This window comes from Gardnerella sp. 2492, assembly GCF_050320365.1.
Classification (GTDB): domain Bacteria; phylum Actinomycetota; class Actinomycetes; order Actinomycetales; family Bifidobacteriaceae; genus Bifidobacterium.
In genome coordinates this window covers 456,813-483,541 of the sequence record NZ_CP186952.1, presented here as the reverse complement: position 1 = coordinate 483,541, position 26,729 = coordinate 456,813, and the positions used below count along the sequence as shown (strand labels likewise).

The 26,729-nt window shown below is 41.3% G+C and carries 19 protein-coding genes; 16 read left to right on the top strand and 3 right to left on the bottom strand.

What is annotated here, in order from left to right:
- The first annotated feature begins 103 nt into the window (after positions 1–103).
- The 9 genes from ACPFYS_RS01845 to ACPFYS_RS01805 all read left to right on the top strand — a co-directional run bounded on the left by ACPFYS_RS01845 (position 104) and on the right by ACPFYS_RS01805 (position 13,897).
- A complete protein-coding gene (locus ACPFYS_RS01845; RefSeq protein ID WP_427877293.1) occupies positions 104–1,531 on the top strand; it encodes a CHAP domain-containing protein in 1,428 nt (475 codons plus the stop codon).
- Positions 1,532–1,600: 69 nt separating this feature from the next.
- Positions 1,601–2,095: an SsrA-binding protein SmpB gene (smpB, locus tag ACPFYS_RS01840; protein WP_427877291.1), complete on the top strand. Its 495-nt coding sequence runs from the start codon at positions 1,601–1,603 to the stop codon at positions 2,093–2,095.
- 229 nt (positions 2,096–2,324) lie between these two features.
- Entirely contained in the window at positions 2,325–3,239 is a 915-nt protein-coding gene (locus ACPFYS_RS01835) for an ABC transporter substrate-binding protein (RefSeq protein ID WP_427877290.1), read from the top strand.
- A gap of 139 nt (positions 3,240–3,378) precedes the next feature.
- The gene (locus ACPFYS_RS01830) at positions 3,379–4,365 is read left to right on the top strand and encodes an amino acid ABC transporter permease (RefSeq protein WP_427877288.1); all 987 of its coding nucleotides are present in this window, start codon (positions 3,379–3,381) and stop codon (positions 4,363–4,365) included.
- Positions 4,366–4,411: 46 nt separating this feature from the next.
- Positions 4,412–5,260, top strand: coding sequence for an amino acid ABC transporter ATP-binding protein (locus tag ACPFYS_RS01825; RefSeq protein ID WP_427877286.1), 849 nt, complete (start codon positions 4,412–4,414; stop codon positions 5,258–5,260).
- 126 nt (positions 5,261–5,386) lie between these two features.
- On the top strand, positions 5,387–7,294 hold the full coding sequence (gene glmS, locus ACPFYS_RS01820) for a glutamine--fructose-6-phosphate transaminase (isomerizing) (RefSeq protein WP_427877284.1): 1,908 nt from the start codon (positions 5,387–5,389) through the stop codon (positions 7,292–7,294).
- A 131-nt stretch (positions 7,295–7,425) separates the two neighbouring features.
- Positions 7,426–8,853 (top strand): ABC transporter substrate-binding protein, encoded by a 1,428-nt coding sequence (locus ACPFYS_RS01815; RefSeq protein WP_427877282.1) that lies wholly within the window; start codon positions 7,426–7,428, stop codon positions 8,851–8,853.
- Positions 8,854–8,956: 103 nt separating this feature from the next.
- The gene (locus tag ACPFYS_RS01810; protein WP_427877280.1) at positions 8,957–9,724 is read left to right on the top strand and encodes a type III pantothenate kinase; all 768 of its coding nucleotides are present in this window, start codon (positions 8,957–8,959) and stop codon (positions 9,722–9,724) included.
- 228 nt (positions 9,725–9,952) lie between these two features.
- The gene (locus tag ACPFYS_RS01805) at positions 9,953–13,897 is read left to right on the top strand and encodes a BspA family leucine-rich repeat surface protein (RefSeq protein WP_427896792.1); all 3,945 of its coding nucleotides are present in this window, start codon (positions 9,953–9,955) and stop codon (positions 13,895–13,897) included.
- Positions 13,898–14,194: 297 nt separating this feature from the next.
- Here ACPFYS_RS01805 and ACPFYS_RS01800 read toward each other — a convergent pair whose 3' ends face one another.
- The 3 genes from ACPFYS_RS01800 to pdxS all read right to left on the bottom strand — a co-directional run bounded on the left by ACPFYS_RS01800 (position 14,195) and on the right by pdxS (position 17,302).
- Positions 14,195–15,508: an ATP-binding protein gene (locus ACPFYS_RS01800; protein ID WP_427877276.1), complete on the bottom strand. Its 1,314-nt coding sequence runs from the start codon at positions 15,506–15,508 to the stop codon at positions 14,195–14,197.
- Between the two features lie 221 nt (positions 15,509–15,729).
- Complete coding sequence (gene pdxT / locus ACPFYS_RS01795) at positions 15,730–16,344, bottom strand: pyridoxal 5'-phosphate synthase glutaminase subunit PdxT (protein ID WP_427877274.1); 615 nt, start codon at positions 16,342–16,344, stop codon at positions 15,730–15,732.
- A 22-nt stretch (positions 16,345–16,366) separates the two neighbouring features.
- On the bottom strand, positions 16,367–17,302 hold the full coding sequence (gene pdxS / locus ACPFYS_RS01790; protein ID WP_427877582.1) for a pyridoxal 5'-phosphate synthase lyase subunit PdxS: 936 nt from the start codon (positions 17,300–17,302) through the stop codon (positions 16,367–16,369).
- Positions 17,303–17,731: 429 nt separating this feature from the next.
- On the opposite strand from pdxS, the gene ACPFYS_RS01785 reads away from it, so the two are divergent.
- From ACPFYS_RS01785 to ACPFYS_RS01755, 7 genes are all read left to right on the top strand, one after another.
- Positions 17,732–19,417, top strand: a complete 1,686-nt coding sequence (locus ACPFYS_RS01785; protein WP_427877273.1) for an ABC transporter substrate-binding protein — start codon at positions 17,732–17,734, stop codon at positions 19,415–19,417.
- 274 nt (positions 19,418–19,691) lie between these two features.
- Entirely contained in the window at positions 19,692–20,660 is a 969-nt protein-coding gene (locus tag ACPFYS_RS01780; RefSeq protein WP_427877271.1) for an ABC transporter permease, read from the top strand.
- Positions 20,661–20,724: 64 nt separating this feature from the next.
- Positions 20,725–21,609: an ABC transporter permease gene (locus ACPFYS_RS01775; protein WP_427877269.1), complete on the top strand. Its 885-nt coding sequence runs from the start codon at positions 20,725–20,727 to the stop codon at positions 21,607–21,609.
- Positions 21,610–21,625: 16 nt separating this feature from the next.
- Positions 21,626–23,266 (top strand): ABC transporter ATP-binding protein, encoded by a 1,641-nt coding sequence (locus tag ACPFYS_RS01770; RefSeq protein ID WP_427877267.1) that lies wholly within the window; start codon positions 21,626–21,628, stop codon positions 23,264–23,266.
- Positions 23,267–23,357: 91 nt separating this feature from the next.
- Positions 23,358–23,852, top strand: a complete 495-nt coding sequence (locus ACPFYS_RS01765; protein WP_427877266.1) for an S-ribosylhomocysteine lyase — start codon at positions 23,358–23,360, stop codon at positions 23,850–23,852.
- A gap of 94 nt (positions 23,853–23,946) precedes the next feature.
- Positions 23,947–25,302 (top strand): alanine racemase, encoded by a 1,356-nt coding sequence (alr, locus tag ACPFYS_RS01760; protein WP_427877265.1) that lies wholly within the window; start codon positions 23,947–23,949, stop codon positions 25,300–25,302.
- 81 nt (positions 25,303–25,383) lie between these two features.
- Positions 25,384–26,667: a deoxyguanosinetriphosphate triphosphohydrolase gene (locus ACPFYS_RS01755; RefSeq protein WP_427877580.1), complete on the top strand. Its 1,284-nt coding sequence runs from the start codon at positions 25,384–25,386 to the stop codon at positions 26,665–26,667.
- Positions 26,668–26,729 lie beyond the last annotated feature (62 nt).

The window sequence follows — 26,729 nt, the reverse complement described above, 5'->3', positions numbered from 1 at the left end:
AGCAATATTTTCAGTAGTATTTTTCGCAGTGTTTGTTATTTTGCTGCGATTCGAGTATTCGCTGTATAATTCGGAAATAGTTATGTCGAAAAGGGGAAGCGATATGAGTAGCAAAGAATCGCATAGAGCAGTTAGTAACATGTGTGCGTGTTTTAAATCTCACGTGGTTGTGAGTTTTGTTGTTTCAGCTGCTATGATGCTTTCGGCTGGTACATTTGGCACGCTAGCTACTGCTTCTTCTGCAAATGCTGTCAGTATGAAAGAGTATCAGCGCAAAGTACGAGATAACGAAAAGCTTAAGAGTCAGCTTGCTGGAGTAAATAAAAAACTTGCGGATAAGATCATTGAGCTTAATGATTTGAATGAGCATAAAATTCCTAGTCAGATTGCTGCTGCAAATCAGGCTGATGCTCAGGCTGATCAGGCAAGAAGCTTAGTTGAATCAACAAATCAACGTTTGGAATCAGCTAGAAAAGATAAGCAAGCGTTAGAAGAAAAAATTAAACAAACAGGCATTGATTTTGATGATGCTAGGGCTGCTGTAGCACAGGTTGCTCGCAAAAGTTTCCACGGTTCTTACGCTTCAGATGTTATGGGCATGGTGACTAATTCCACTACAACAGAGCAGTTTGTGGGTAAACTTCAGTCTGAGGCTGCTATAGCTCGTAGCGAGTCAAATGCTGCAAATGATGCTGCTGTAAAACTTAATACTTCTATGAATCGCCGTCAGCGTTTGTCTGCTATAGAAGTTGAAATTTCAAAACTTAAGCAGCAAGCGGATGCGCAATCTCAAAGTGCTCAGATTGCTGCTAAAGCTGCTAACGATAAGCGTCAAGCTTTGCAGAATCTTCGAGATCAAGGTGAGAATATTCGTAAGCAACTTGAAAGTCAAAAAAACGATTTGACTTCTCGCTCTGCGCGTGAAGCTGCGGAAATTGTTGCTATGAAATCTGCTATTGATGCTCAGGCTAGAGCTCTTGCTAATAAGGCTGTTGCGAAAGCTGATCCTAGGGCTGGAAACCGTCAGCAGGTGAGTGGAAAAATGTCTTACGCTAGGATTGAACTTCCTCCAATGAAGTTATCTAGCGGTTCAGCTAGCGGAATGAATTATGAGGTTCCTGGAAACTGTGCAGAGGGTTCGCGTAGTTGCTATGGTCACAATACTGGTAATACTGCTGGAGGGTCTTCTTATCCTCCTCGCCAATGCACTTTGTGGGCATATTTGAGACGTTCTCAGCTTGGACTGCCAGTTGGATCGTTTATGGGCAATGGTGGCGATTGGGCTGTTACTGCAAGAGGTTTGGGATATTTAGTTAATAGAACTCCTCACGTAGGTGCAGTTATGGTATTTGCTAGAGGCCAGCGTGCGAATGGTTGGAATGCAAGTTCTCAGTATGGTCATGTTGCTGTTGTTGAAAGAGTGAACTCGGATGGTTCAGTTCTTGTTTCTGAAGGTGGAACTGGTTTCCCAACTTTTCCTGCCTATGAGACTATTCAGAACTCTGGAGACTTTGAGTACATTCATTACTAAATTTTAATGTAGCGTGCTTTCGTTTTTTATGGAGAGCATATTTAAAGCATTTGTAAGAAGGGAAAAGTTTTGGTAAAGAAAGCGGATAGTGACGGTACTGTAACGGTTGCGAATAATCGTAAAGCTCATCACGATTACGCTATAGAAGATTGCTATGAAGCTGGGCTTGCTCTTACTGGTACTGAAGTTAAGTCGCTTCGAGAAGGTAGGGCATCGCTTGCTGAATCTTTTGTTAGTATTGATCGTCGTGGCGAAATGTGGTTAGAAGGGGCAAATATTCCTGAATATTTAAACGGTACTTGGAATAATCATGCTCCTAAACGTAAGCGTAAATTGTTACTTCATTCTGCTGAAATTGCTAAGCTTTCTAGGCAGACTGAAGCTAAGGGTTATACTGTTGTTCCTTTGAGACTCTATTTTCGCGGCAGCTATGTGAAGGTTGAGATCGCTTTAGCTAGAGGTAAAAAAGAGTTTGATAAGCGTCAAGCTTTGCGTGAGGAGCAGGATAAGCGTGAAGCGTTACGTGAGATGAGATATCGTAATTTGAAAGCGCGAGAAGCGTAATTGCGTTATTTTTAGAGCGAATTTAGTATAAAATACGACACGCCGTATATTATTCATTTTTATGAATAATATACGGTTTTATTCTTGTTAAGTTAAGTTTTCTAGCGAAAATAGCGCATAGAAAATCTATAATATACAGTTTTCTGTAAAAAAGTACCGCAAAATAGCAACGTTCTAGTGTATAGTTATACGCATCACTGAAAATTATTGAATCTTATAGGAGAAGAAAATGAAAAAGTTATGGAAGATTGTAGCTGCCTCTGCTGTATCTGTATCTTTACTCGGAATTGCTGCTTGCGGTCCTGCCGACGAGCATAAAGGTAAAAACGATCCAGATGTTGCGCGCAGCTACGATGTAAGTCACGTACAAAAAGATGACAAAATTGCTGCAATGGTTCCGGAAGATGTAGCAAAAACAGGAGAGCTAAAAGTGGGCGTAAACGTAAGCTATGCTCCTGCAGAGTTCTTTGCATCCGATGGCAAAACTCCAGTTGGCTACGAAGTAGATTTCTCTAAAGCTTTAGCAAAAGTAATGGGTCTAAAAGCAAATATTATGCATGCGACATTTGATTCTATTATTCCAGCAATTGGAAGCAAATATAATGTTGGTATTTCTGGGTTTACAGTAAATTCTGAACGAATGAAAACAGTTGATTTTGTCACGTACGCTAACGCTGGTCTTTCTCTCGAAGTGCAAAAAGGTAATCCTAATCACGTAGATACAAAGAATTTGTGCGGTAAAAAGGTTTCGCTTCAAACAGGTACTGTAAGCGAGACGGCAATGGAAGATGTTAAGAAACAGTGCGAAGCTAAGAAAGACAAGCCGCTTGAAATTATGAGCTTCAAAGAGCAGACAGATGCTACTACAGCTTTAATCTCAGGCAGAGTTGATTTTATGTATGCTGACACTCCAGTAGCAGGATATGCTTCAATTAAGAATCCTGGAAAGCTTGAAATCATTGGAAATAGTGAAGATTCAGAGCCAATGGGTGCTGCTGTTAAAAAGGGTGACTCCAAAATGCTTAAAGCTGTTAAAGCTGGCATTGAAAAACTCATGAAGTCTGGTGTCTATAAAGACATTCTGAAAAAGTGGGGTGTTGAGGGAGTTGCTATTAAAGAACCTGTTGTAAATCCTGAAGTCTGATTTTTTTAAAGCGACGCATATCTTGTAGTTTTATAAACTGCAGGGTATGCGTCGCATTATGCGTATTCAATCAAATGGTTTATTTTAAGTAAAAGATTTAACAATTAGATTTCTAAAACCAGCATGATATGGAGTAACTATGTCAAAACATGCAATTAAACAATTCTCAAGTAGTGAAGAGCAGATTTTGCCAGTTAGAAAACCCGGGCCGATTATTGCTGGAATTATTGTTGCTATAATCGCCTGCTCTCTTTTGTATGGAATAGTTACAAATCCTCGATTTGAGTGGGATGTAGTTGGAATATATTTAATTAGCGACAATGTTCTTTCCGGAATATGTTGGACATTGTGTATTACAGTTATATCAATGGTTGTGGCTATTATTCTCGCCGTGATTTTAGCGATGATGCGAAAATCAATTAATCCAGTACTACGTGCAGTTAGCTGGTTCTTTATTTGGTTCTTCAGAGGTACTCCTGTTTATACGCAGCTAGTATTCTGGGGTATGTTCTCTGTTTTAGTTCCAAAGATTAGCTTAGGAATACCATTTACATCTATAGAATTTTTCTCAGTTGATTCTAATCTCATTATGACTGCGCTAAATGCTGCGCTAATCGGTTTGTCATTAAACGAGGCTGCTTACCTATCTGAGATTGTTCGAGCAGGATTAGAAGCAGTTGATTCAGGGCAAGTGGAAGCTGCAAAAGCACTCGGCATGGGTAGAGCTTTGACAATGCGTCGTGTGATTCTTCCTCAAGCAATGAGAATTATCGTTCCACCATTAGGAAACGAAACTATCGGTATGCTAAAAACTACGTCCTTAGTTTTAGCAGTGCCGTTCACGCTGGAACTTCAGTTTGCAACAAACGCAATTGCTAATCGTATTTATAAGCCTATTCCACTTCTTATTGTGGCTAGCATTTGGTATTTGGTCATAACATCAATTCTTATGGTTTTGCAGTACATGTTAGAAAAGCATTTTGCTAAAGGTTTCGAAGCTAGAAACATGCACAAGCAAGGAAAAATGGATTATAACAAAGCTAATCGTGGTGATGAAGCCTTAAAAGCTCAAAAAGAAAATATAAAAGAGCGTAACGAGGCAACTATGCTAGGTTTTAACGCGTAATTTAGAGCTTTTAGATAGAGTAAATACTTAAAGTGAGGGCAAGAATATGACTATTAAAAATAACGAATCCGCAGTTAGCAAGCAGGAAAGCAGCAAGCAGGAAAGTAGCGAACTTACTAAAGAAAATCTTCCCGCAGTAACTGTAACAAATGTGAAGAAAAACTTTGGAAAACTGCAAGTCTTAAAAAACGTTAATATTACAATCCAACCCGGTACAGTAACTGTTATTCTAGGACCTTCAGGATCTGGAAAATCAACATTATTGCGTTTAATAAACCAACTTGAGACTCTTAGCGGCGGAAGTATAAACATTTACGGCGAGCGAATCGGTGTTAAACAAGTAATGCACAAAGGCAAAGAATGTTTGCAAGCTTTAACTGATAAAGAAATTGCTCAACAACGCTCAAAACTTGGTATGGTATTCCAACGCTTCAACCTATTCCCTCATATGACAGCACTAGAAAACGTTATGGAAGCACCTGTTCACGTTGGACACGTCAATAAGAATGAAGCGCGTGATTTAGCTATAGAAGAATTAAAACGTGTTGGCATGTCTGAGCGCATGAATCATTATCCTGCAGAACTTTCAGGCGGACAGCAGCAGCGTGTAGCTATTGCTAGAGCGCTCGCAATGAAACCGGAAATTATGCTGTTTGATGAGCCAACTTCCGCGTTAGATCCTGAGCTTGTTGGCGAAGTTTTAAATGTTATGCGAAATCTTGCTAAAGATGGCATGACAATGATTGTAGTAACTCACGAAATCGGTTTTGCTAGAGAAGTTGCGGATCAAGTAGTGTTTATGGATGATGGAATGGTTGTTGAGTGCGGAACTGCTGATATTATTGAGCATCCTCAAACAGAACGTTTTAAAGATTTTCTGCATCACGTATTGTAATTATTTTCGTAAAAAGCGTATTTTTCATACGTTTTTTACGTACTTATTGTACTTATTTGTAGCTTTGTACAGTTTTTATTCGCTTCTCTGGCGTGCGCTCGCTCATATAACGTACAATAGAAGATTATGTGTGGCATTGTAGGATACGCAGGTTTTGGGAAAGTTTGCTCAAAGCCTTTAGAAGTTTGTTTAGGCGGATTAGAACGTTTAGAGTATCGCGGTTATGATTCTTCAGGCGTAGCATTGGTTGCTCCCGGAATGGATATTACAGCCGTGCGCAAAAAGGCAGGAAGATTAGCTGTTTTAAGAGAAGATATTAAAGCTAATCCAATGCCAGAATCTAGCGCTGCAATCGGTCATACTCGTTGGGCTACTAATGGTGCTCCGTGCGACGAAAACGCACATCCTCATACAAGCGAAGACGGAAAAATCGCCCTTATACACAACGGTATTATTGAAAATGCTGTTATGTTAAAAGAACAATTGCATGAGGAAGGCTACGAGTTTTTATCGCAAACAGATACGGAAGTTGCTGCTAAATTACTTGGCAAAATTGCGAACGAAATAATAGACGAAACAGGAAAACCAGACTTATTTACAGCTCTTCGTCGTACAGCAAAAATGCTTAAAGGAGCTTTTACGCTGCTAGCTGTAGATGTTCGTCAGCCGAATATTGTTGCTGCAGTACGTCACGATTCTCCTCTAGTAGTTGGTCTTGGAGAAGGAGAATATTTCCTAGGCTCTGATGTTGCAGCTTTCGTTGCATACACTGATAAAGTTCTAGAAGTCGGTCAAGATCAGGCAGTATGCATAGGAGACGTGGAAAATAGCGGTAAAGCAAGTCTTCTGCTAACTGATTTTGACGGAAATATAATTAAAAACCCTACTTGTTTTACAGTTGACTGGGATGCATCTGCTGTTGAAAAAGGCGGCTGGGATTCATTCATGGACAAGGAAATTCATGAAGATCCGCATGCTGTAGCAGATACTTTACGTGGACGTTTCGATGCAAAAGGTAATATTGTTCTCGACGAAGTTCATATTAAACAAGATGTTCTTCGATCAGTTGACAAAATTATTGTAGTTGCTTGCGGAACTGCAAGTTATGCAGGTTTAGTTGCGAAATATGCTATTGAACATTGGGTGCGTGTGCCGGTTGAAGTTGAGTTAGCTCACGAATTTAGATACAGAGACCCAATTTTAACGCATAGAACTTTAGTCGTAGCAATTTCGCAGTCTGGCGAGACAATGGACACTCTTATGGCGTTGCGTCACGCGCGCGAGCAGGGTAGTCGTGTGCTTGCGATTTGCAATACTCAAGGTTCAAGTATTCCTAGAGAATCAGATGCTGTGCTTTACACTCATGCAGGTCCTGAAATTGCTGTAGCTTCAACAAAAGCTTTTGTTGCGCAAATCGTGGCAGCGTACATGCTCGGTCTTTATTTAGCGCAAGTTAAAGGCACAATGTATCGTGACGAAATTCAGCAAATTGTTGAACAGCTTAAAGAAATGCCTGATAAAATTCAGCATGTTCTTGATACTCAAAGCGACTCAATCATGAAAGCCGCACAACATACTTTAGACGCAAAATCGTTCTTATTCTTAGGACGTCATGTAGGATACCCTGTGGCAATGGAAGGTGCTCTTAAGCTTAAGGAAATAGCGTATACTTTCACAGAAGGTTTTGCTGCAGGTGAGTTAAAGCATGGTCCTATTGCGTTGGTTGACGAGGGTGAGCCGGTAGTGGTAATAGTTCCGTCGTCGCGTGGAAGAGACGTGCTTCATTCGAAAGTAATTTCTGGAATAGAGGAAGTTAAAGCGCGTGGAGCTTTTACAATAGCTGTTGCGGAAATTGGTGACCCTGATGTTGCTAGATATGCAGATATAGTATTCTGGCGTCCTCAATGTCCGACTTTGCTAAGCCCGTTGGTTGATGTAGTTGCGTTGCAGCTTTTTGCTATGGATATGGCTGGTCTTAAAGGTTACGATGTAGACAAGCCGCGTAATCTAGCAAAGTCAGTAACAGTTGAGTAACTAGAGTAACTAGAGTAAATTGCAAAGTAATTTGTGTAAGTAATTTACTTGAGCAATTTATATAAGTAATTTATTAGTGAAAAACTTTATAACGCAAGAAATATGTAACTAAGTAGCATACGGAAAATCTAATGTCTGGAAGAGTTTGGCAAAACTACTATTCGCTAAAGCGCACGGTACTATCAATACTTTGCGTTTTAGCTATAGTATTTTCTTCTTCAGCATGTGACTCTCAAGATTCTCGTACTCATATTACAGTGTGGTCTTGGGAACCAAGTATGAAACTGCTTGCTAAAAAGTTTGAAAAACTCAACCCAGATGTGCGCGTAACTATAAAAGATACTAGTGGTTACAATAATTTAAATACAGCTATACAAGATGGCTACGGTATGCCAGACGTAGTGCAACTTGAGTATTATGCGCTACCACAGTACGCTGTGAGTGGCCAGCTGCTAGATATTACAGACCGTGTGCAAAGCGAACAGACTTTTTACACTCCTGGAACGTGGTCTTCTGTACAATTAAGTGGACGCACATACGGATTGCCGATGGATTCTGGACCTATGGCCTGGTTTTACAATGATGACGTATTTAATCAGGCAGGTGTTGACGTTTCGAAAATACACACTTGGGAAGATTACAAATCTGCAGCTCGTAAGCTTAAAGATATAGGCGTGTATATTGCGGCCGATTCTGGAGATTCAAGTTTTTACAATGCGATGATTTGGCTTGCAGGCGGTAGGCCATTTATAACATCTCACGATGGAAAAACAGTTACTCTCCGTTTAAGTAACGATAAAGGAACTAAAGAATTTACCGAGTTTTGGCAGTCAATGATCGATGAAGATCTTATTGACACAAGTTCCACCACTTGGACTCAAGGATGGAAAGACGGACTTGGGTCAGGTAAAATTGCTTCAGTTTTTGCAGGAGCGTGGATGCCGTCACTTTTACTAGAAAACGTACCGGGAACGGCCGGTTTATGGAGAGTTGCGCCTGTTCCTACTATGAATGGCGAAAAGCGAAATGCTGAAATGGGCGGATCTGCTTTATCGATATTGCAGTCTAGTAGAAAACCTGAAGCTGCAATGAGATTTGTTAATTTCGTATGTCACGATGCGGACGGTATTAGTACAAGGGTTGAAGGCGGTGCTTTTCCAGCAGACGTATCGACATTGAAAAATACTGCATTCTTGAAAAGAACTACAATTCGCGACTTGAGAGGTATTGATATACCTTATTTTGGGGGTCAAGAGTTTAATAAAGTTTTTGCTTCAGTTGCTAGTAATGTTGATACGGGCTACAGATATTTGCCTTTTGAAGTTTATGCTAGAAGCGATTTTAGAGCTACTGTTGGCAAAGCTTACGATTGGAGTCGTAAGTCTCGCGATCGTTTGAATACGCAAGATATGATTGATGCTGGAATTACGCAAGATGATGGCAGTAAGTTGAAACTTCCTGATAGTCCGGGGCAACGGATAACGCTAAAAGATGGTTTAGATTTGTGGTGTAAGGATTTGCGAGAATACGGGTATAATCAGGGATTTATTGTGAGGTAATGAGGTAGGTAGGTAGTGAGGTAGGTTAATTTAATTTAATTTATCGAGGTAATTTATCGAGGTAACTACGTAAGCTTATAAAAACTTAAGGAAAGAGAGCGAAATGTTATTAGCAGTCGATATTGGCAACACGAATATTGTGCTTGGGTTTTTGGAAAACAATCGCATTGTTGGAACCTACCGCATGACAACTAAATCAAATCGCACTTCCGACGAGTACGGAATTATGATTACGCAATTCCTTAATTTAAGCGGATTTAAGGTGAGCGATGTTGAGGATGTTATTGTTGCATCCGTAGTGCCAAAAGTTATGCACTCATTCCGCGCGAGTATTATAAAGTTTTTGCATGTTGATCCTATGATTGTTGGCCCTGGCGTTAAAACAGGCATGAATATTCGTATTGACGAGCCGCGTTCTCTTGGAGCTGATTGTTTGGCTGATTGCGTTGGTGCGTTTAATGAGTACGGTGGGTCAGTGCTTGTAATAGATTTCGGTACGGCAACCACTTACAACTATGTTGATAAAAGTGGAGCTATTACATGCGGTTTGATTTGCACCGGTATTCGCACTGCTGCTGCAGCATTGTGGGATAACACGGCTCAGCTTCCGGAAGTTGAAATTGCGCGGCCGAAGTCTGTTCTTGCAAAATCAACTAGACCTGCTATGCAAGCTGGCTTATACTACAGTTTTTTGGGCGGAATTGAGCGCACAATAGAGCAGTTCAAGATTGAGATTGATGAGCCGTTTAAGGTAATTGCTACTGGCGGTTTGGGTAGATTGTTTGAAAAAGACGTGAAAACGATTGACTTTTACGATCCTGACTTGATTTTCAAAGGTATGGCTGAAATTTATAATCGCAATATGCGTTGATGTGGATTTTCGTTGTGTAGATCTGTTGTGTGGATTCGTTATGTGGATTCGTTATGTGGATTCGTTATGCATAATTTTTTTATATCGATTTTTCGCATTTAGGAGTATACTAGTGAATAGTTGTGTATAAAGGTTGCGTTCGCCGGTGAACCTTCATGGGTGCGCATTTGTTTTTGCGTCCTGTTTATGCGCTGGTAGCGTATTTATTCGCATTCGAGAGGAAGATTGATGAAGGAGAGTAGGAAACATCGTATTCTTTCGGCAATTGGCGCCGTTTTATGTTTAGTCTCTATGATTTTAAGCGTAACTGTACTGCCTGGGTTGGTTTATACCAAGGTGACTAAGAATCCATTGTTTGCTGCTGCTTTGGCTGCTGCTGCCGAGAATAATAGGGGTCAAAGTAAGTCGGGTGAAGGGGGAGCTGGTGAAGGGGGAGCTGGTAAAGAGAAGGTTGGTAAAAAAGAAGGAGCTAAAGGGGAGACTGTTAAAGGGGATAAAGGAGATAAGAAGGCTAAAGAGGTAGATAAAAAAGAAGGTAACAGTGCAGCTAATGGGGAAGTTGGTAAAGAAAATAAAGTAACAGAAAATAAAGGCAACAAGGTAGATAGTAAAAATCCTAATGGGGTGGGGTCTGTAGATAACAGCAATGCTGGCAAAGGTGCTGGTAATGATGGCAAAGATGCTGATACTGCTGGAAAGAGTTCGAAATCTGGCAAAGATGCTAGTAAAGATGCTGTAAAATCTGGTAAATCTGACAAATCTGACAAAAATGCTGACAAAGATTCTAAAAAAGATAGCAAAGACGCTAACAAAACTAAGGGCAAAGATCGCAGCACTGGTGGTATGGAGAAATTAAGCCTAGATAAAGTTAAAAAACTTCCTGCTTGCGAGGCTTATTTATTTACTGACGTGTTCGCTAATGCTTCAATTCGATTCCGCCCTAGCTCTGGTAGTGGAAGCAAGTGTGCTATTAGTGCTGATGCACCAATTAGTAATTTTGATAGTATTCGACAAGAAATTTCAAATCTCGGTGATAGTGGCTCAGTTAATTTTTCGAATGCATATGTGTATGCGTACGGTAGTTTATCAAAGAATGATGTGGGTCTTTTTTCGGGGAAAAATATTAGTTTTATTGATGGCGCCGACAGGTTTGATACAAGTAATGTTACAGACATGTCCTATCTGTTTAAGAATTCCTCGTTAACTGATCTTAACAGTTTGCGTGGTTGGGATGTGAGCAATGTTACAAATATGCAAAGCATGTTTGAGGGGTGCACGGGTTTAGAAGATATTAGTGGTTTGAGTGGCTGGGATGTTAGCAAGGTTACGAACATGAAGAGCATGTTCTCGGCTGTTATTAATGACAACACTGAGCACGATAAACTTAATGGTGGATATGCGGGCCTAATGATGATTGCTTCGCTAGGACCTTTGAGTAACTGGAATGTCAGTAACGTTACAAATATGGATAGTATGTTCGAAGGTTGCATCGAGATAAAAGAATTTACTGGTTTGGAAAAGTGGAAAACTAAAAGCTTAGAGTCAATGAATAGCATGTTCAGATACTGCCTGAACATTGGTGGAGGTGATCAATCTTCCAAGGCGTTTGAAAATTGGGATGTAAGTAACGTTACAGGCATGAGGGCAATGTTTGCGGCGACACAGATTCAAAATACTGTTGGCCTAAAAAAATGGAATGTCAGCAACGTTATTGCCATGGATGACATGTTTGCAAGGTGCACTAATCTTGACAATATCGAAGAATTAGCTAATTGGAATAAAGATAAGAGCAGTACAAGCAAATTAACTAGCACGTCTAGAATGTTCTATGGATGCAACAATATTAGTAGCATTGAGCCTTTGAGTGGTTGGAATATTGAAAATATTAAGAAGATGTATAGTATGTTCGACGGTTGCAGTGGCTTGAAGAGTCTTTCAGATCTAGCAAAATGGAATGTTGGCAATGTTACGGACATGCATGGCATGTTCAACGGTTGCAGTGGCTTGAAGGACCTTTCTGGTCTAGAAAACTGGAATGTTAATAATGTAGAGAATATGAGCGGAATGTTCAGTAGTTGCGCTAATGAAGGCGCTGATTCTGAAAAAGGATTTGATATAAGCGCATTGAGTAATTGGGCAACAAAACTTGGCAAGGTTACTGACATGTCTGGCATGTTCACTGATTGTGAATCGTTGAAGAGTATTAGTGATCTGAAAGAGTGGAATGTTGGCAATGTTACTGACATGCATGGCATGTTCAACAGTTGTACTGGCTTAACTAGTCTTAAGCCTTTGAGTGGTTGGAATGTTGACAAGGTTACTGATATGCATGACATGTTCAACAGTTGTAAGAGCTTAACTAGCATTTCTGATTTAGAAAAGTGGGATGTTGGAAAAGTTGAGAACATGTCTGGCATGTTTGCAAATTGTAAAAAGCTTACTAGTGCAGAGAAACTGAGTGAGTGGGCAACGAAGGTTGGCAATGTTACGAACATGTCTAGCTTGTTCAGCGGTTGTGAATTGTTGGCGAATATTAGTGATTTGAGTGGCTGGACTGTTAATAAAGTTACGGATATGAATAGTCTGTTCAGCGGTTGTAAGAGCTTAACTAGTCTTTCAGATCTAGCAGGTTGGAAGGTTGACAATGTTACCGACATGCATGATATGTTCGAAGGGTGTATTGGATTAAGTAATCTTTCGGGTCTAGAAAACTGGAATGTTGGCAATGTTACTGATATGCATGAAATGTTCAGCCACAGCCTTGCTAAAGGTACTGATAATTTGACTGATATAAGTGCATTGAGTAAGTGGAATGTTAGCAATGTTAAGGACATGTCTAGCCTGTTTTCTGATTGCAAAAAACTTACCGGCGATGCTGATTTAAGCAAGTGGGATATTTCAAAAGTTACGAATCTTAGTTCAATGTTTTCCGGTGTGGTAGCAGAAAGCGGCGATAAACTTGTATTAGATTTCAGCAATAAGACTTTTACAAAACCTACTGATCCTAATTCGCATTTTTCTGTTGACAGTATGTTTAGTGGTTTTAAAGGCACTTTGATTGCGAATAACTTGAAGTCTCAAGATTTTAGTTCTGATCCAGAATCTCTAGACCCTGCTGATCCTATCGCAATACTTGCTGGTGGTGAAATATACTCCACAAATGGTGACGATTCAACTAAAAGCAATAGCATAGTCATAACTGATAATAATAATATTTTAGACTCTGTTTCAGATAACTACTACATTCCTGTTACAGCCAAGCAGATGGAACCTGGCGATATGGATTCATGTAAGTGTGATGGTAGCGGTGATTCTAGTGGCACTACTTACTACGTTTCTGCGTTGTATGATTCGACTGGTATAGAGAAGCAGAAAAACGAACCTTTGCAAGATTATGCGTACAAAATTGTTAAAAACAGTTTCGCTTCAAAGTTGCGAAGTGCTATAGATGATTCTCAAGCGGAAGAACAACCTAGTGAAGAACAACCTGGTGAACAACCTAGTGAAGAACCTAGTGAAGGTGAACCCGATTCTGAATTGCGCAGTGCAAAGTTGAAATCGCGTGTAGGGAAATCGCGTGTAAAGGAATTGCGATCCGCAAGAGAATCGCGAGCTGTAAGAGATGACGATGATGTAGAAGAAGGTCCTGAGCCTGAGCCTGAACCTGAACCTGAAGAACAGGGCAGTACTTATAAAATCTGGTTTAAGAAGTCAAGCGGAAATACTTGCACTTGGACAGAACTTGGCGAAGGTGAAGATGGTGCTGTGCCTGTTAGTGATCCACAGTCGCCTTTAATATTCTTTACTACTACATACTATTTAAGTACTCTTGTTAAGCCAGTGCCTTTGCCGCATACTGGCGGCCAGTCGGCTGTTATGTTTACGTTCTTGTCGATTGGACTGTTCTCAATGTTCGCGGTTGCTGGGGCATTCGGTCGTCATGGATGGGTTGCTTCGGTGCTTCCAAGCACTGCTTTGACTGGGTTTGCGAAGGCTTTTGGTGGCGGCGCGCTCAATGTTGCCTCTGGTGCTAAGCACTGCTTTGCGCATTCTGTTGCGCATTCTGTTGTAAGTGGCTCGATGCTTAAATCTGCTGTAAGCGCAGCAACCGGCTTCTTTGCTCGGTTCCGAACTGACGATTCCACCTTCGGCAAGCACACTAAACAGCGCTAGTAGCTCTCAAGCAGCTCGTCAGTTCACGCAAAACACTAGCGGTTTTATTAGTAGTGAGAGATAGGAATTGCTTGGTCGAGCAATATAAAAGCGGAGCGATAGTAATAATCTTTTTGATGAATAACTGTTTATGCAGAAAAAGTAAGCAAAAAACTAAACTTAACTACCTAGCCACTAAACCAAATGAGGTATAAGAGCGTAGCGCTGCGAGACAAGTAATTCCTATCTCTCACAGCCACATAACCCTGCCCTGCCTTCGCGCGCTAAATCGCAGCGCTCAAGCAGGTCGGAGCGCGTTTACCTAAGTAGCCAGTCCATAAGATTAATCGCCTTAATTCCGTCGTAAGAGTTTATGTAATCGCGATCCATAGAAATCACGATTTTTTCGTAATTATCTTTGATTGCACGTAGTGGCTTTAGTTCACGTTCGCGCGTTTCTGGAGATTGCATGCTTTCGGTTACCTGAACGTATATTTTTTCGTTAGGCTTTTCTGCAACAAAATCTACTTCCGTGCTACCAACTTTTCCAATATAAACGCGATAATCGCGTCTAATAAGTTCAAGAAATACAATGTTTTCTATAATGTGTCCGCGATCTGTTCCTCTGTATCCTAAAAGCATATTGCGGAAACCTAAGTCAATAATGTAATTTTTTCCAAGCGTTTTCAGAAGCTCTTTGCCTTGAATATCGTAGCGTTGTATTGGAAAAATAATAAAAGCGTTGCTTAGCATGCGTATGTAATCGCTAACAGTTTTGCTAGCAACAGATACTGTAGTTTTTTCAATATCTCCTTCAGCTCGCAGTGATTTGCTTATGCTGTTTGGGGAAGTTGTGCTACCAATAGTTGAGCATAAGAAAGTCATAAGTTTTTGTAAAACAATTTGGTCTGCTTTTTCGTTTCTTTGTAAAACGTCTCGTAAAATAACGGTTGAATATATGCCCTCCAAAGCTTGCATGCTACGCGCTTCGTTGAATTTATATTCGCTTAGCACTGGCATGCCGCCAAATTGCAAGTATTTTTGGAATTTTTCGTCTGTTGATGTGCTTTCTGGGAAGTTGTAAAAGTCCAGGAATTCTTTGAAGGATAATGGCAGCATGCGGATTTCAACATAACGACCTGCTAGTAGTGTTGAAAATTCGCTGGAAAGTAAATACGCATTTGATCCTGTAATGTAAATGTCAACGTTGAAATCAATGCGGAACGACTCTACTGCTTTCTGCCAATCTTCTACGGCTTGAAGCTCGTCAAAAATAAGATATGTTTTTGTGGATTTGCTTGCGTTTGTGGATTCGGTAGCATTTTGTGACGCTATGTATGATGTGCCACTTTCTGTGCAGTCTGCTGGCATGCGTTTGCTTATATAATCATACAATTCCGTGTAATTTGTGATATTTCGATATTTAAGTGACTCAAGATTTATGTGAATAATATGGTCTTCGCGTATGCCAGAATTAAGTAGATGCTTGTGGAAAAGATCGAGTAGGGAAGATTTTCCACACCTTCGAATGCCAGTTACGATTTTTACTAAGTCTACGTCTTTATGTTCTATAAGCTGGTTTAGGTATTCTGGGCGATTTATGAGCGCGTGTGTTGCTGAATTGTATATCACCGTAAGCTCCCTTTGAAAATTTCCTCTACTTTCCAACTTTTTAACCATATTAGCAAAAACTTGCTTAAAACTCAAAGTTTTTGACGTCCGCGTTAAAAACTTTGAGATTTTGATGACTTTTTGACTTCTGCGTTAAAAACTTTGTTACTATTGCAGTCAAAAAGCCTCCGCAGATATTGTTACTGCGAAGGCTTTTTGTATCGGTGCGCTTACGAATCAGATTACAGATTCAGGAAAAGCTGGTGGATTCGCGTATCGTCGTCAAGCTCTGGGTGGAAGGACGTGCCGATTTGGTTACCTTGGCGCGCTGCAACAACGTGACCGTTAACAGTTGCGAGAACCTCAGCATTAGAGCCGACCTCTGCAATGTAAGGCGCGCGAATAAATGTCATCGGCACCTTGCCAAGCTCGCCAAACTCAGCTTCGCAGTGGAAGCTTCCAAGCTGGCGGCCATAAGCATTGCGCTTAACTGTTACGTCTAAAGTGCCAAAGCCGTTAACTTCGTTACCTTCCACGTTCTTTGCAAGCAAAATCAAGCCTGCGCAAGTGCCAAGAACAGGCATTCCGCCTGCAATTCTCTCGCGCAAAGGCTCGAGCATATTCTGCTCGCGAAGAAGCTTAGCTTGCACGGTGCTTTCGCCTCCCGGCAACACTAAACGGTCAAAAGACTGCTCTAAATCGCGCGCCTGCCTAAGCTCTATGGCCCTCGCGCCAAGTTTCTCAAGCATTAAGCGATGCTCAAGAAAAGCACCCTGAACAGCTAAAACTGCTACAGTGTGAGCGGAGTTACCAGCAGTGGAGTTACCAGTATTGATAGGTGAGTCTGTCAAAATCATTCGCCTCAATCACTTGCCTTAATCACTCGCCGCGCTCAGCCATCAAAAGCTTGATTTCCTGCTCGTTAATGCCAACCATTGCTTCGCCCAAATTCTCGGAAAGCTTAGCAATCATCTTAGCGTCCTTGTAGTTGGTCACGGCCTTAACGATTGCAGCGGCGCGCTTTGCTGGGTCTCCAGACTTAAAGATGCCGGAGCCAACGAACACGCCTTCAGCACCAAGCTGCATCATCAAAGCAGCGTCAGCTGGGGTAGCAACACCGCCAGCAGCGAAGTTAACAACAGGAAGCTTGCCGTTTTGTGCAACGTACTTTACGAGTTCAAAAGGAACGCGCAAATTCTTAGCTTCCTCAAAAAGCTCATCCTCGCGCATGCTTGTAAGCTTACGAATTGCGGAATTCATCATGCGCATGTGGCGCACAGCCTGAATCACGTCACCAGTTCCAGGCTCGCCCTTAGTGCGAATCATTGAAGCGCCTTCGTTAATTCTGCGCAAAGCCTCGCCCAAATCCTTAGCACCGCAAACGAAAGGCACAGCAAAATCGCGCTTATTAATATGGTATACATCGTCTGCTGGGGAAAGTACTTCGCTTTCGTCAATGTAGTCGATCTCAATAGCCTCAAGCACCTGAGCTTCAACAAAGTGGCCAATACGGCATTTTGCCATAACAGGAATAGACACAGCCTCTTGAATTCCGTGAATCATTGCTGGATCGCTCATACGAGAAACGCCGCCGGCTGCGCGAATATCAGCAGGAATACGTTCCAAAGCCATAACTGCGCAAGCTCCAGAATCTTCAGCAATTCGCGCCTGCTCAGGTGTGGTGACGTCCATAATCACGCCGCCTTTAAGCATTTGAGCAAGCTGACGGTTCAAAGCCGTGCGATCTTCGCCGCTTTTGTTCTGCGGATCCGAAGATTCGTTCACGGTTGCTGCAGTATTCAAGTTTTCAGACATCATTCCTCGCTTTAACCTGTTTGTATATTAAAATCTGATAAACGCACTTATTTTGCGCATTAATTGCAAGAATTGTGCTAAGTCAATGCAAGACGTTTTCAGGTTTATGTTCTGTTGGAATTTAACCACATTCGTAGGATATATACTTTATAAACATTATAATTTTGGACGATTTTGCGAATCTATTGCGAAACTGCTACTGAATCTATTGCGAAAACTACTGCGGAACCGCTATGAAACCCATTAATCAAAAGTATACAAATTTTTACTTAATTCTTTATACAAAAATACGGTGAGCCTGGCTTGCGTATACGTTACGATTAGTACAGCCGGCGACTTGCGTTAAGTGCGTAATCAAGCGTCGAGCTACTAAAAATTAAAAAAGCACATAACAATTTAATATTAATACCATTAAGAAAGGTTTATGGTATGGGTAACACAAAACCCGAGAAAGGCGCGTACGAAGAAAACGACGCGACCAAAATAGTCTCTGGTAAAAATAAAAACGAAGCTAGTAGAGTAGCTTCTTTTGACTCTAGTACCGATTCTTCGTTAAATTCCGCTGAAAAATCATCTTCTGCTCGTTCGAAACATAAGATCGGCAAAATGTGGATGCTCAGCTTAGTAATTGTTGTAATAGCAGTATTTAGTGCAATATTTGCAACTCTTACTCCAAAATCGAATAAATCAAATTCATCATCGGCAATGTCTTATAAAACCGTTTCAATCGGCTTAAAGTTAGCTCCTACGAACTTAGATATTCGCAACCAATCTGGATCTTCGCTCGATCAGTTGCTTATCGGCAACGTGTACGAGGGTTTGGTTGCGCGAGATGCTAAAAACCAAGTCTCACCTTCCTTAGCAAAAAGCTGGGAAATAAGTAAAGACGGCTTACGCTACACATTCCATCTTCGCAAAGACTCACTATTTTCTAACGGACATAAGCTAACTGCAAAAGACGCAGAATGGTCATTTAACGAGCTTGTTTCAAAAAAGTATCGCGGATCGAATATGGTTGGCAAAGTTGAGTCAGCTAAGGCAAAAGATGATTACACGTTTGAAATCACTCTTAAGGAGCCAAATGCTAAGCTTCTGTGGGCTTTATGCAGCCGATCCGGTTTAGTGTTTGACAGAAACGCTAAGTATGATGCTAAAACTCAGGCTGTTGGTTCAGGCCCATACTTAGTCGACAAGTTCGTGCCTAACGATCGCGTTGTGTTAAAAGCAAATCCTCGTTATAAAGGTATTCATCCTGCGAAAACAGCAAAGATCGTAGTTCGCTATTTTGTAGATGATAACGCTGCAATAGACGCGCTTTCTTCCGGCTCTGTGCAAGCTTTAGCTCCTATTTCTGGTCAGCTAGCTAAACCGTTTAAAGATGATGCTGCTCACTACGATGTTCATGCTGGAAATGGTACTGACAAGTTTGTTTTAGCTATGAATATGAAGGGCGAGCGCACTAAGGATAAGCGCGTGCGTGAGGCGATTCGTTACGCTATTGATCATAAGCAAATAATTGCGTCCCGTGGTGGTACTGACGTTCCGTTGGGCGGTCCTATTCCTTCTCTAGACCCTGGTTATGAGGATTTGACTAATCTGTATCCGCACAATGTTGATCGAGCTAAAGAACTTATGAAGAAGGCTGGTTTTGACGAGTCTCATCCGTTACAGCTTTCGCTTACTTACCCGAATATTTACGGTACGCAGATTGGTGATCAGTTGCGCTCACAACTTAAGCCTGTGGGAATCGACTTGAAAGTTAATGTTGTTGAGTTTACTACATGGCTGCAGGATGTTTATAAGAATAAGCAGTATGATTTGTCGATGGTTGATCACAATGAAAGCCACGATTTTGGGCAGTGGGCGGATCCTACATATTACTACGGTTACGACAATAAGCAGGTTCAGGATTTGTATGCGAAGGCTATGCTTAGTGCCAATAAGGATGAGTCCGAGAAACTTCTTGCAAAAGCTGCGAAAATCGTAAGTGAAGATGCTCCGGCTGATTGGCTGTTTAACTACCGCGTTGTGACTGCGAAGGTGAAGAATCTTGAGGGAATGCCGTTTGACATGAATCAGGAGATTTTGCCACTTTACAATCTGCGACTTAGCTGATTTTGATTTGCTAAGCACAAATCAAGGGACACTCGCGCAGAACGTAATCTGCGCCAGTGTCTTAAAACAAGCAGAATGGGACACTCGTGCAGAACGCAATCTGCGCCAGTGTCTTAAAACAAGCAGAATGGGACACTCGCGCAGAACGCAATCTGCGCCAGTGTCTTAAAACAGGCAAAATGAGACACTCGCGCAGAAATCATACTGCGCGCGTGTCCGAATTCGTATACTTGCGGTGAGCTTTGACTGGAAGCCTATAAAAAGGAGGCGGTTTATGTTTCGCATGATATGCCAACGTTTGCTGCTTTTCATTGCGGCGTTATTTTGCATTTCTACAGCCGTATTTCTTGCTTTGCGTGTTCTTCCAGGAGATGTTGCGCAAGTTATGGCCGGCTTGAACGCTCCTAGCGGTAAAGTAGAGCAATTGCGCGCTGAGCTTGGTATTGATAAACCACTTTTTACGCAGTATGTTGACTGGATTTGCGGCGTTTTTCGTGGTGATTTTGGTGTATCTATGTTAACCGGCCGTTCCGTAAGTTCAACTATTGCTATGCGCGCTTCCATTACTTTCCCACTTATTATTATGGGATTGATAATAGCTCTTGCAATTGGTATTCCGTTAGGATGTCTTCAAGCTATTTACCGCAAAAGTAAACTTGTAAAATTAACTCGTTTTATGGCGCTAACTGCAGGGTCTGTGCCGGCTCTTTGGGGTGGTATGCTGCTTATTTTGCTTTTAGGAAAAGGCGTTGGCGTTTTTAAAATTCTACCTACTCAAGGTTTTCCAACTGACGGCTGGGGTGAGTTTGGTGAAGCTTTTTATTCTCTGCTTCTTCCAGCTTTTAGTGTTGGAATTATTGTAGGCTCTGGTTTTATGCGTTACACGGCTGCCGTTTTAGAAAATATTTCGGATAGCGAAATTGCTTCTCAATCTATGGCTTGTGGAATGACTAGAAAGGAAGTTGTTTGGAAGGTAGGCTTACGTTTGGCACTTCCGCAGCTTGTTTCTGTTATAGGATTGACTTTTGCTCACATGGTTATGGGCGTTATGGTGATTGAGAATCTTTTCTCGCTTCCAGGAATGGGTATGGGTTTGGTGAGAGATGTTGGTTTACGAGATCTTATTGCAGTTCAAGGCGAGCTTTTTATGCTCTCAGCTTTGTTTTTAACTATCGGATTTATAGTAGATGTTTCTCACCAGCTTCTTGATTCACGCTTATCTCAAGATTCTGAATCTAACTAGTTTTTAAAAGTTGAGTAAGAGTAAGGAAGTGAGTTTAGTGATGAGTTCCGTTATTAGTTCCCTTATGAGTTCCGTGAGTAAGTTAATTAATAAACTTAAGTTTTTATTTTTAGTGAGATTGTGGAATATTTCTTTTGGTAAATTTGTGTGCGTAACGCTCGGCTTGTGGATTACAGTATCCATAATTTCTTTATTCTGGACGCCGTACTCACTGCTTTATACTAACGGTTTTGCAGTATGGCAGAAGCCGTCTTGGTCTCACTGGCTTGGAACTGATGGTGCTGGATCAGATATTCTTAGTTGGCTTATGGCTGGTTCTCGTATTGAACTTATTTTAGTTATCTGTACCGTGATTATTTCTGCTAGCATTGCCTCACTTTTGCTTAGTTTAATGATTTCTAAAACCCAGATTATTAGTGGCTCAAGTGTTATGTTCGTCGATGCGCTGATTTCAATACCGACTGTGTTAGTTGCGCTTATGCTTGCTGTTCCGCTTGGTGCTAGTGTTCTTGTAATCGTATTGTCTTGTGCAATTGGTTATGGGCTTAATTTGGCTCGAATTGTGCGTCCAAGTGCTGAACTCGCTTTGCGATCTGATTATGTAACTTTCGCAGTTTCTCAGGGTGCTTCTAGACGTTACATACTTATTAGTCACGTATTTCCTAATATAATTCCTGTTGCATTAGTTCAGCTTTCGCTTTCTGCAGGAACCGTAATTTTAGCAGAAAGCGGTTTAACTTATTTAGGAGTTGGCGTACCTTCCGGTGTTGCAAGCTGGGGAAGAGTTTTGGCAACCTCTGTAACTCTTATTCATGTAAATCCTTTAGCGGTACTTTGGCCTGGTTTAATAGTTACTTTAGTTGTTGTGGCGTTGAATTTATTTGGTGATGTACTTAGAGTCGCGTTAAAACCTACATCTAAAAGTAGTGTAGTTGAGTTAAAAAATTAGGTTGAGGGGTAGTTAAATGAGTTTAATTGTTAATAATCTTAACGTTACTTTAGGTAATTCTTGTGTATTAAATAACGTGTCTCTTAAAGTTGCAGATGGTGAGCGTGTGGGTTTAGTTGGCTCATCAGGATCCGGTAAGTCTATGCTGATTCGTGCTGTTACTGGTTTACTTCCAGAAGGTGCAAAAGTTTCTGGATCTTGCAAACTGGGTGATTTGCAGACAGTTGGGGCTAGTGATATTGAAATAGCAAAACTTCGCGGAAAATACGTGGGAGTTGTTTTTCAGCAGGCTAATCGCGCACTAAATCCTGTTTTAACAGTAGAACAGCAGATTTCATTGCCTCTTCGAATACACTATCTTCTGAATGACGATGATGTTCATAATCGTGTTTGTAATATGCTTGAGAAGGTTGGTTTATCACCTAAACTTGCTTCTAAGCGCACTTTTGAGCTTTCTGGAGGCCAGCAGCAGCGTGTAGGAATTGCCACAGCGCTAATTACATATCCAAAACTTATTCTTGCTGATGAGCCTACTACGGCTCTTGATTCTGTTACTCAGCGTGATGTTGTAAGTATGCTCACTTCACTTGTGGACGATATGGGAGCATCAATGCTTTTTGTTACTCACGATTTTTCTGTGCTTTCTCATTCATCTCAGCGCTGTTATGTTCTCGATTCTGGGAATTTGGTTGATAGTGCTTGTGTGAAAGATTTGCTTGAAAATCCTAAAGTTACTTCAACTCGTATTCTTGTTGAATCTGCTAGAAAACTTACGCTTAGAGCAAAAAATTCGGAAAGTGCTTTTTCGGAAAGTGCTTCTGCTAAAGATACTTCCGCTGAAAGTATTTCTGATAGTATCTGTAAATCTGAAAATTCCGCAACTTTGCTCTCTGCAAAAAACATTCACGTAATATTTGGTAGTGGCAAAAAAAGTTCTGAAGTATTAAAAGGTGTCGACTTAAATCTTAAAGTTGGTGAATCTTTAGCAATTATAGGCGGATCTGGCAGTGGTAAAACTACTCTCATTCGATCCATACTTGGTTTGCAAAAAATTTCAGAAGGAACTATCGAATACGATTCCAACATAATAGCTTTATCAAATAGCAAAAAAAGTGACTTTTTAGCGTTACGTAGTGAAACTTCCTTAGTTTTTCAACATCCTTTCGCAGCATTAGACCCACGCTGGACTGTGGAAAAAAGTGTTGCTGAGCCGCTTAATATAAGACATAAAAATATGAATCTTAGTAAGGAAGATGTAAACAATCGTGTTTATAGTGTTTTGAAATTAGTCGGTTTAAAACCAGAAAATTTTGCGCAAAAATATCCGCATGAGCTTTCTGGCGGTCAGGCTCAGTGCGTTGCTATAGCTCGAGCGCTTATTAACGACCCTAGAATACTTATAGCAGATGAACCTATGAGTGCTATCGACGTTGCTGAACGTACTCGTATTCTTGAAGCTTTTGCTACGATTCGATCTAAACGCCCAAACATGTCTTGCATATTCGTAAGTCACGATTTAGGTATGATTCAGCATTTAGCTACACGCGTGATCGTACTAAATGATGGGAAAATAGTAGAGTCTGGAAGCGTAAGCCAAGTACTTAACTATCCTAAGAATTCTTATACGCGAGAACTTGTAAACGCAGCAATCTTATAAAATCTAAAGTTATTTCGCTAAATTTACTTAATTTGCAGGATACAGTCTAATATGTATATAAGTATTTCATGAGTAAATGAAGGGAATAATTATGAGCGAAAATTCTAAGCAGCGTCCGCGTCCAGAAAGTTTTGAATTAGATCATACTAAAGTAAAAGCTCCTTACGTGCGTTATATTGATACGCAAAAAGGCCCTAATGGTGATGTAATCTCAAATTATGATATTCGCTTAACTCAGCCTAATGAAGAAGCTATTCCTACAGCAGCTTTGCACACAATCGAACATACAATAGCAGTACTTTTAAGGGAACGTATTGACGGATATATTGATTGCTCTCCTTTTGGTTGTCGTACAGGCTTCCATCTTCTTACGTGGGGAGAGCACAGCACTGAGGAAGTTGCTCGCGCGTTAAAAGAGTCCCTTGAGTTTATAGCTTTCAAGGCTACATGGGATGATGTTCCAGCAACCACAATTAAATCTTGCGGTAATTATCGAGATCATAGTTTGTTTGGTGCTCGCCAATGGTGCAAGGATATTTTAGCTAAAGGTATTAGCTCGGATCCTTTTGAGCGTAAACTTGTGTGAAATTATCTTAAGGTAAGTAACTAAGTAAGTAACTAAGTAAGTAACTAATTCTAAATTTGAGCGCATTCTTGAGTGTAAAAATAATAGGTGAATAATGAGTACAGATCCTAAAAATACGGTGACATTAGCTGAAAACTATGCTCGCGCGTTAAGTACATACCCTGGTCAAGTAATTGTCGATTTGAAGGCGCTTCGAGACAATATGCGCGCTTTGGTTGCGCGAGTTGGTCAAGATTTGCAGCCTGGTCAGAATGCGCCGGAAGTTATGGGAGTCGTAAAAGCAGACGGATACGGTCACGGGCTTATTCCTAGTGCGCTCGCGGCTTTAGCTGGAGGCGCTACTTGGCTTGGTACAGCTCAACCATACGAAGCTTTACGTTTGCGTGCAGCTGGTATTGATTCCAGCCGTTGCCATATTCTCACTTGGCTTACTAGCGCTCCGACTACGAGATTTGCGGATCTGATTACGGAAAATATCGATATTTCAGTAGGCTCTATTGACTCGCTCGACGCTGTAGCTTTTGCTGCACGTGCTTTAGGTAAGCCTGCTCGCGTGCACGTAAAAGTCGATACTGGTTTTGGACGAAATGGTTTTACTCCAGAAGGTTTTAATGCCGCTTTAGAAAAGTTAAAGCAATACTCTAGCGAAGGCGTGATTGAGGTTATTGGCCAATGGAGCCACTTAGCTGTGGCAGATTCTCCTGACGTTCCAGAATTTGTAGACGCAACCGACCGGCAAATTAATCAATTTAACGAATTTACAGAACGTATGTGCGAAGCGAATGTTGCGCCTAAAATCCGCCATTTAGCGAATACTGCTGCAACGCTTAATCGTCCTGAAATACGTTTTGAACTTGTTCGTCCAGGAATTGGTTTGTACGGATACGAGCCGGATCCTGCAATGGGGGATTCTCAAACTTATGGATTGCAGCCAGCTATGACTCTTCAAGCGCAACTCGGCACCGTAAAATCTGTAGAAGAAGGGCATGGAATTTCATACGGACGCACGTATTTAACTCCAAATAATACGAGTACTGCTATTGTGCCTCTTGGTTATGCTGACGGTATTTTGCGTTCTGCTTCCGGATTTGATATGCAAGGTGCACGTCATGTTGATAAACCGGGCGGACCAGTGAGAGTAGAAACCAATAAGGGTGCGCGAGTTTTGAACGTTTCTGGGCGAGTTTGCATGGATCAGTTCATAGTTGATTTAAAAGGCGATGCTGCAGAGTTAGGCGTTCGAGAAGGCGATACTGTAACGCTTTTTGGACCTGGAAGAGGTGTGGAATTTGCCGAGCCTACTGCTGACGATTGGGCAGAAGCTGCAGGAACAATCAGCTACGAAATCATGACTGGAATCGGGCCTCGTGTGCCGCGGCTTTATCGTAACGCTTACGAAGTGCTATCTTCTAGCGATATTGCAAAACTGGACGCAAAAAGCTTGATATAAAAGCTTGATATAAAAGCTAAACTTAAGCGCTAGATCTAGGTTATTAATTAAGAGGTTTTAATGTGTGACGAAGTTTTTTCTATAAGCGATGAAGTTATCGCTTCAGATAATGAAGTCGTTGGCGAATACGATTTGCGTGACACTGAGCGTTATGCAAGCGAGCCTCATCATACGCGTGTTCGTACTCCTTTTGAGCGCGATCGTGCGCGAATCATACATTCGTCTGCATTGCGTCGGCTTGGAGCAAAAAGTCAGGTTTTAGTTGCGGGATCTGATGATTTTGTGCGCACTCGTTTGACGCATACTTTGGAAGTTGCTCAAATCGGTAGGCAAATCGCGGCAATGCTTGGATGCGACCCAGATGTTGTTGATTGCGCTTGTTTATCACACGACTTGGGGCATCCTCCTTTTGGCCATAACGGCGAACGCGTACTTGCGCAAATAGCGAAAAATATTGGCGGTTTTGAAGGTAACGCTCAAACTCTCCGCTTACTTACGCGCTTGGAACCGAAAGTTTTTCGAGAAAATGGCAGTAGCGCAGGGGTTAATCTTACTCGAGCAGCATTAGACGCTACTGTAAAGTATCCGTGGGGATTAGAGGATGCAAAAGCGCACGATAAAGGTGAGCGTGATCTGAAATTCTGTGTGTATCCAGATGATCGCGACGTGTTTGAATGGCTGAAAATTGGCGCTCCTAAAGATGCGCGTCCAATGGAATGCCAAATAATGGATCTTTCGGATGATATTGCTTATAGTGTGCACGATATTGAGGATGCGATTGTTGTAGGCGCTTTTAATACACAATGCGTATCTGATCCTTCTTTAGCGGACAGTGTTATTGAAGATACTCATGCATGGTATGGAAAGCAATGGGATTGCGATAAGCTTTTGGCAGCTTTTCAACGTTTGCGTAAGCTTAATGTTTTCCCGGAAAATTTCGACGGTTCGCGCAGATCTTTAGCTAAGTTAAAAAATATAACAAGTATGCTTATAGGACGTTTCGCCGTTTCTGTTGAAAAAGCAACTCGCGAAAAATATGGTGATGGGGCGTTAATCAGATATCGTGCGAATGTTGTGATTCCAGAAAACACAAGTTATGAAATGGTTATGCTGAAAAGTTTAGCTGTTCATTTTATTATTGCTCCTCGCGAGCGTGAGTTTTATAGGCGTGAGCAGAAAATCATCACCGATTTAGTGGAAGTTTTTATGAGTAAATCTCCTCGTCCGCACGATGCTATGGAAGAAGTGTTTGTAGGGGATTGGAACGAGTGCACTAACGACGATGAGCGTCTTCGTGTGGCTATTGACCAGGTGGCAAGTCTTACAGACGGTTCCGCTACAACTCTTCACGCGGCTTTGTGCTAAGAGTGTGTTGTTCTGAGTGAGTTGTGAGTGTGTATTTGTTGTAAAGACTAAATTATGTGAAG

Bases quoted from the DNA above. Each gene is read 5' to 3' on its own strand.
- ACPFYS_RS01845 (WP_427877293.1), top strand. From the start codon at position 104: ATGAGTAGCAAAGAATCGCATAGAGCAGTTAGTAACATGTGTGCGTGT.
- ACPFYS_RS01835 (WP_427877290.1), top strand. From the start codon at position 2,325: ATGAAAAAGTTATGGAAGATTGTAGCTGCCTCTGCTGTATCTGTATCT.
- ACPFYS_RS01830 (WP_427877288.1), top strand. From the start codon at position 3,379: ATGTCAAAACATGCAATTAAACAATTCTCAAGTAGTGAAGAGCAGATT.
- ACPFYS_RS01825 (WP_427877286.1), top strand. From the start codon at position 4,412: ATGACTATTAAAAATAACGAATCCGCAGTTAGCAAGCAGGAAAGCAGC.
- glmS (WP_427877284.1), top strand. From the start codon at position 5,387: ATGTGTGGCATTGTAGGATACGCAGGTTTTGGGAAAGTTTGCTCAAAG.
- ACPFYS_RS01815 (WP_427877282.1), top strand. From the start codon at position 7,426: ATGTCTGGAAGAGTTTGGCAAAACTACTATTCGCTAAAGCGCACGGTA.
- ACPFYS_RS01810 (WP_427877280.1), top strand. From the start codon at position 8,957: ATGTTATTAGCAGTCGATATTGGCAACACGAATATTGTGCTTGGGTTT.
- ACPFYS_RS01805 (WP_427896792.1), top strand. From the start codon at position 9,953: ATGAAGGAGAGTAGGAAACATCGTATTCTTTCGGCAATTGGCGCCGTT.
- pdxT (WP_427877274.1), bottom strand. From the start codon at position 16,344: ATGATTTTGACAGACTCACCTATCAATACTGGTAACTCCACTGCTGGT.
- pdxS (WP_427877582.1), bottom strand. From the start codon at position 17,302: ATGTCTGAAAACTTGAATACTGCAGCAACCGTGAACGAATCTTCGGAT.
- ACPFYS_RS01785 (WP_427877273.1), top strand. From the start codon at position 17,732: ATGGGTAACACAAAACCCGAGAAAGGCGCGTACGAAGAAAACGACGCG.
- ACPFYS_RS01780 (WP_427877271.1), top strand. From the start codon at position 19,692: ATGTTTCGCATGATATGCCAACGTTTGCTGCTTTTCATTGCGGCGTTA.
- ACPFYS_RS01775 (WP_427877269.1), top strand. From the start codon at position 20,725: ATGAGTTCCGTGAGTAAGTTAATTAATAAACTTAAGTTTTTATTTTTA.
- ACPFYS_RS01770 (WP_427877267.1), top strand. From the start codon at position 21,626: ATGAGTTTAATTGTTAATAATCTTAACGTTACTTTAGGTAATTCTTGT.
- ACPFYS_RS01765 (WP_427877266.1), top strand. From the start codon at position 23,358: ATGAGCGAAAATTCTAAGCAGCGTCCGCGTCCAGAAAGTTTTGAATTA.
- alr (WP_427877265.1), top strand. From the start codon at position 23,947: ATGAGTACAGATCCTAAAAATACGGTGACATTAGCTGAAAACTATGCT.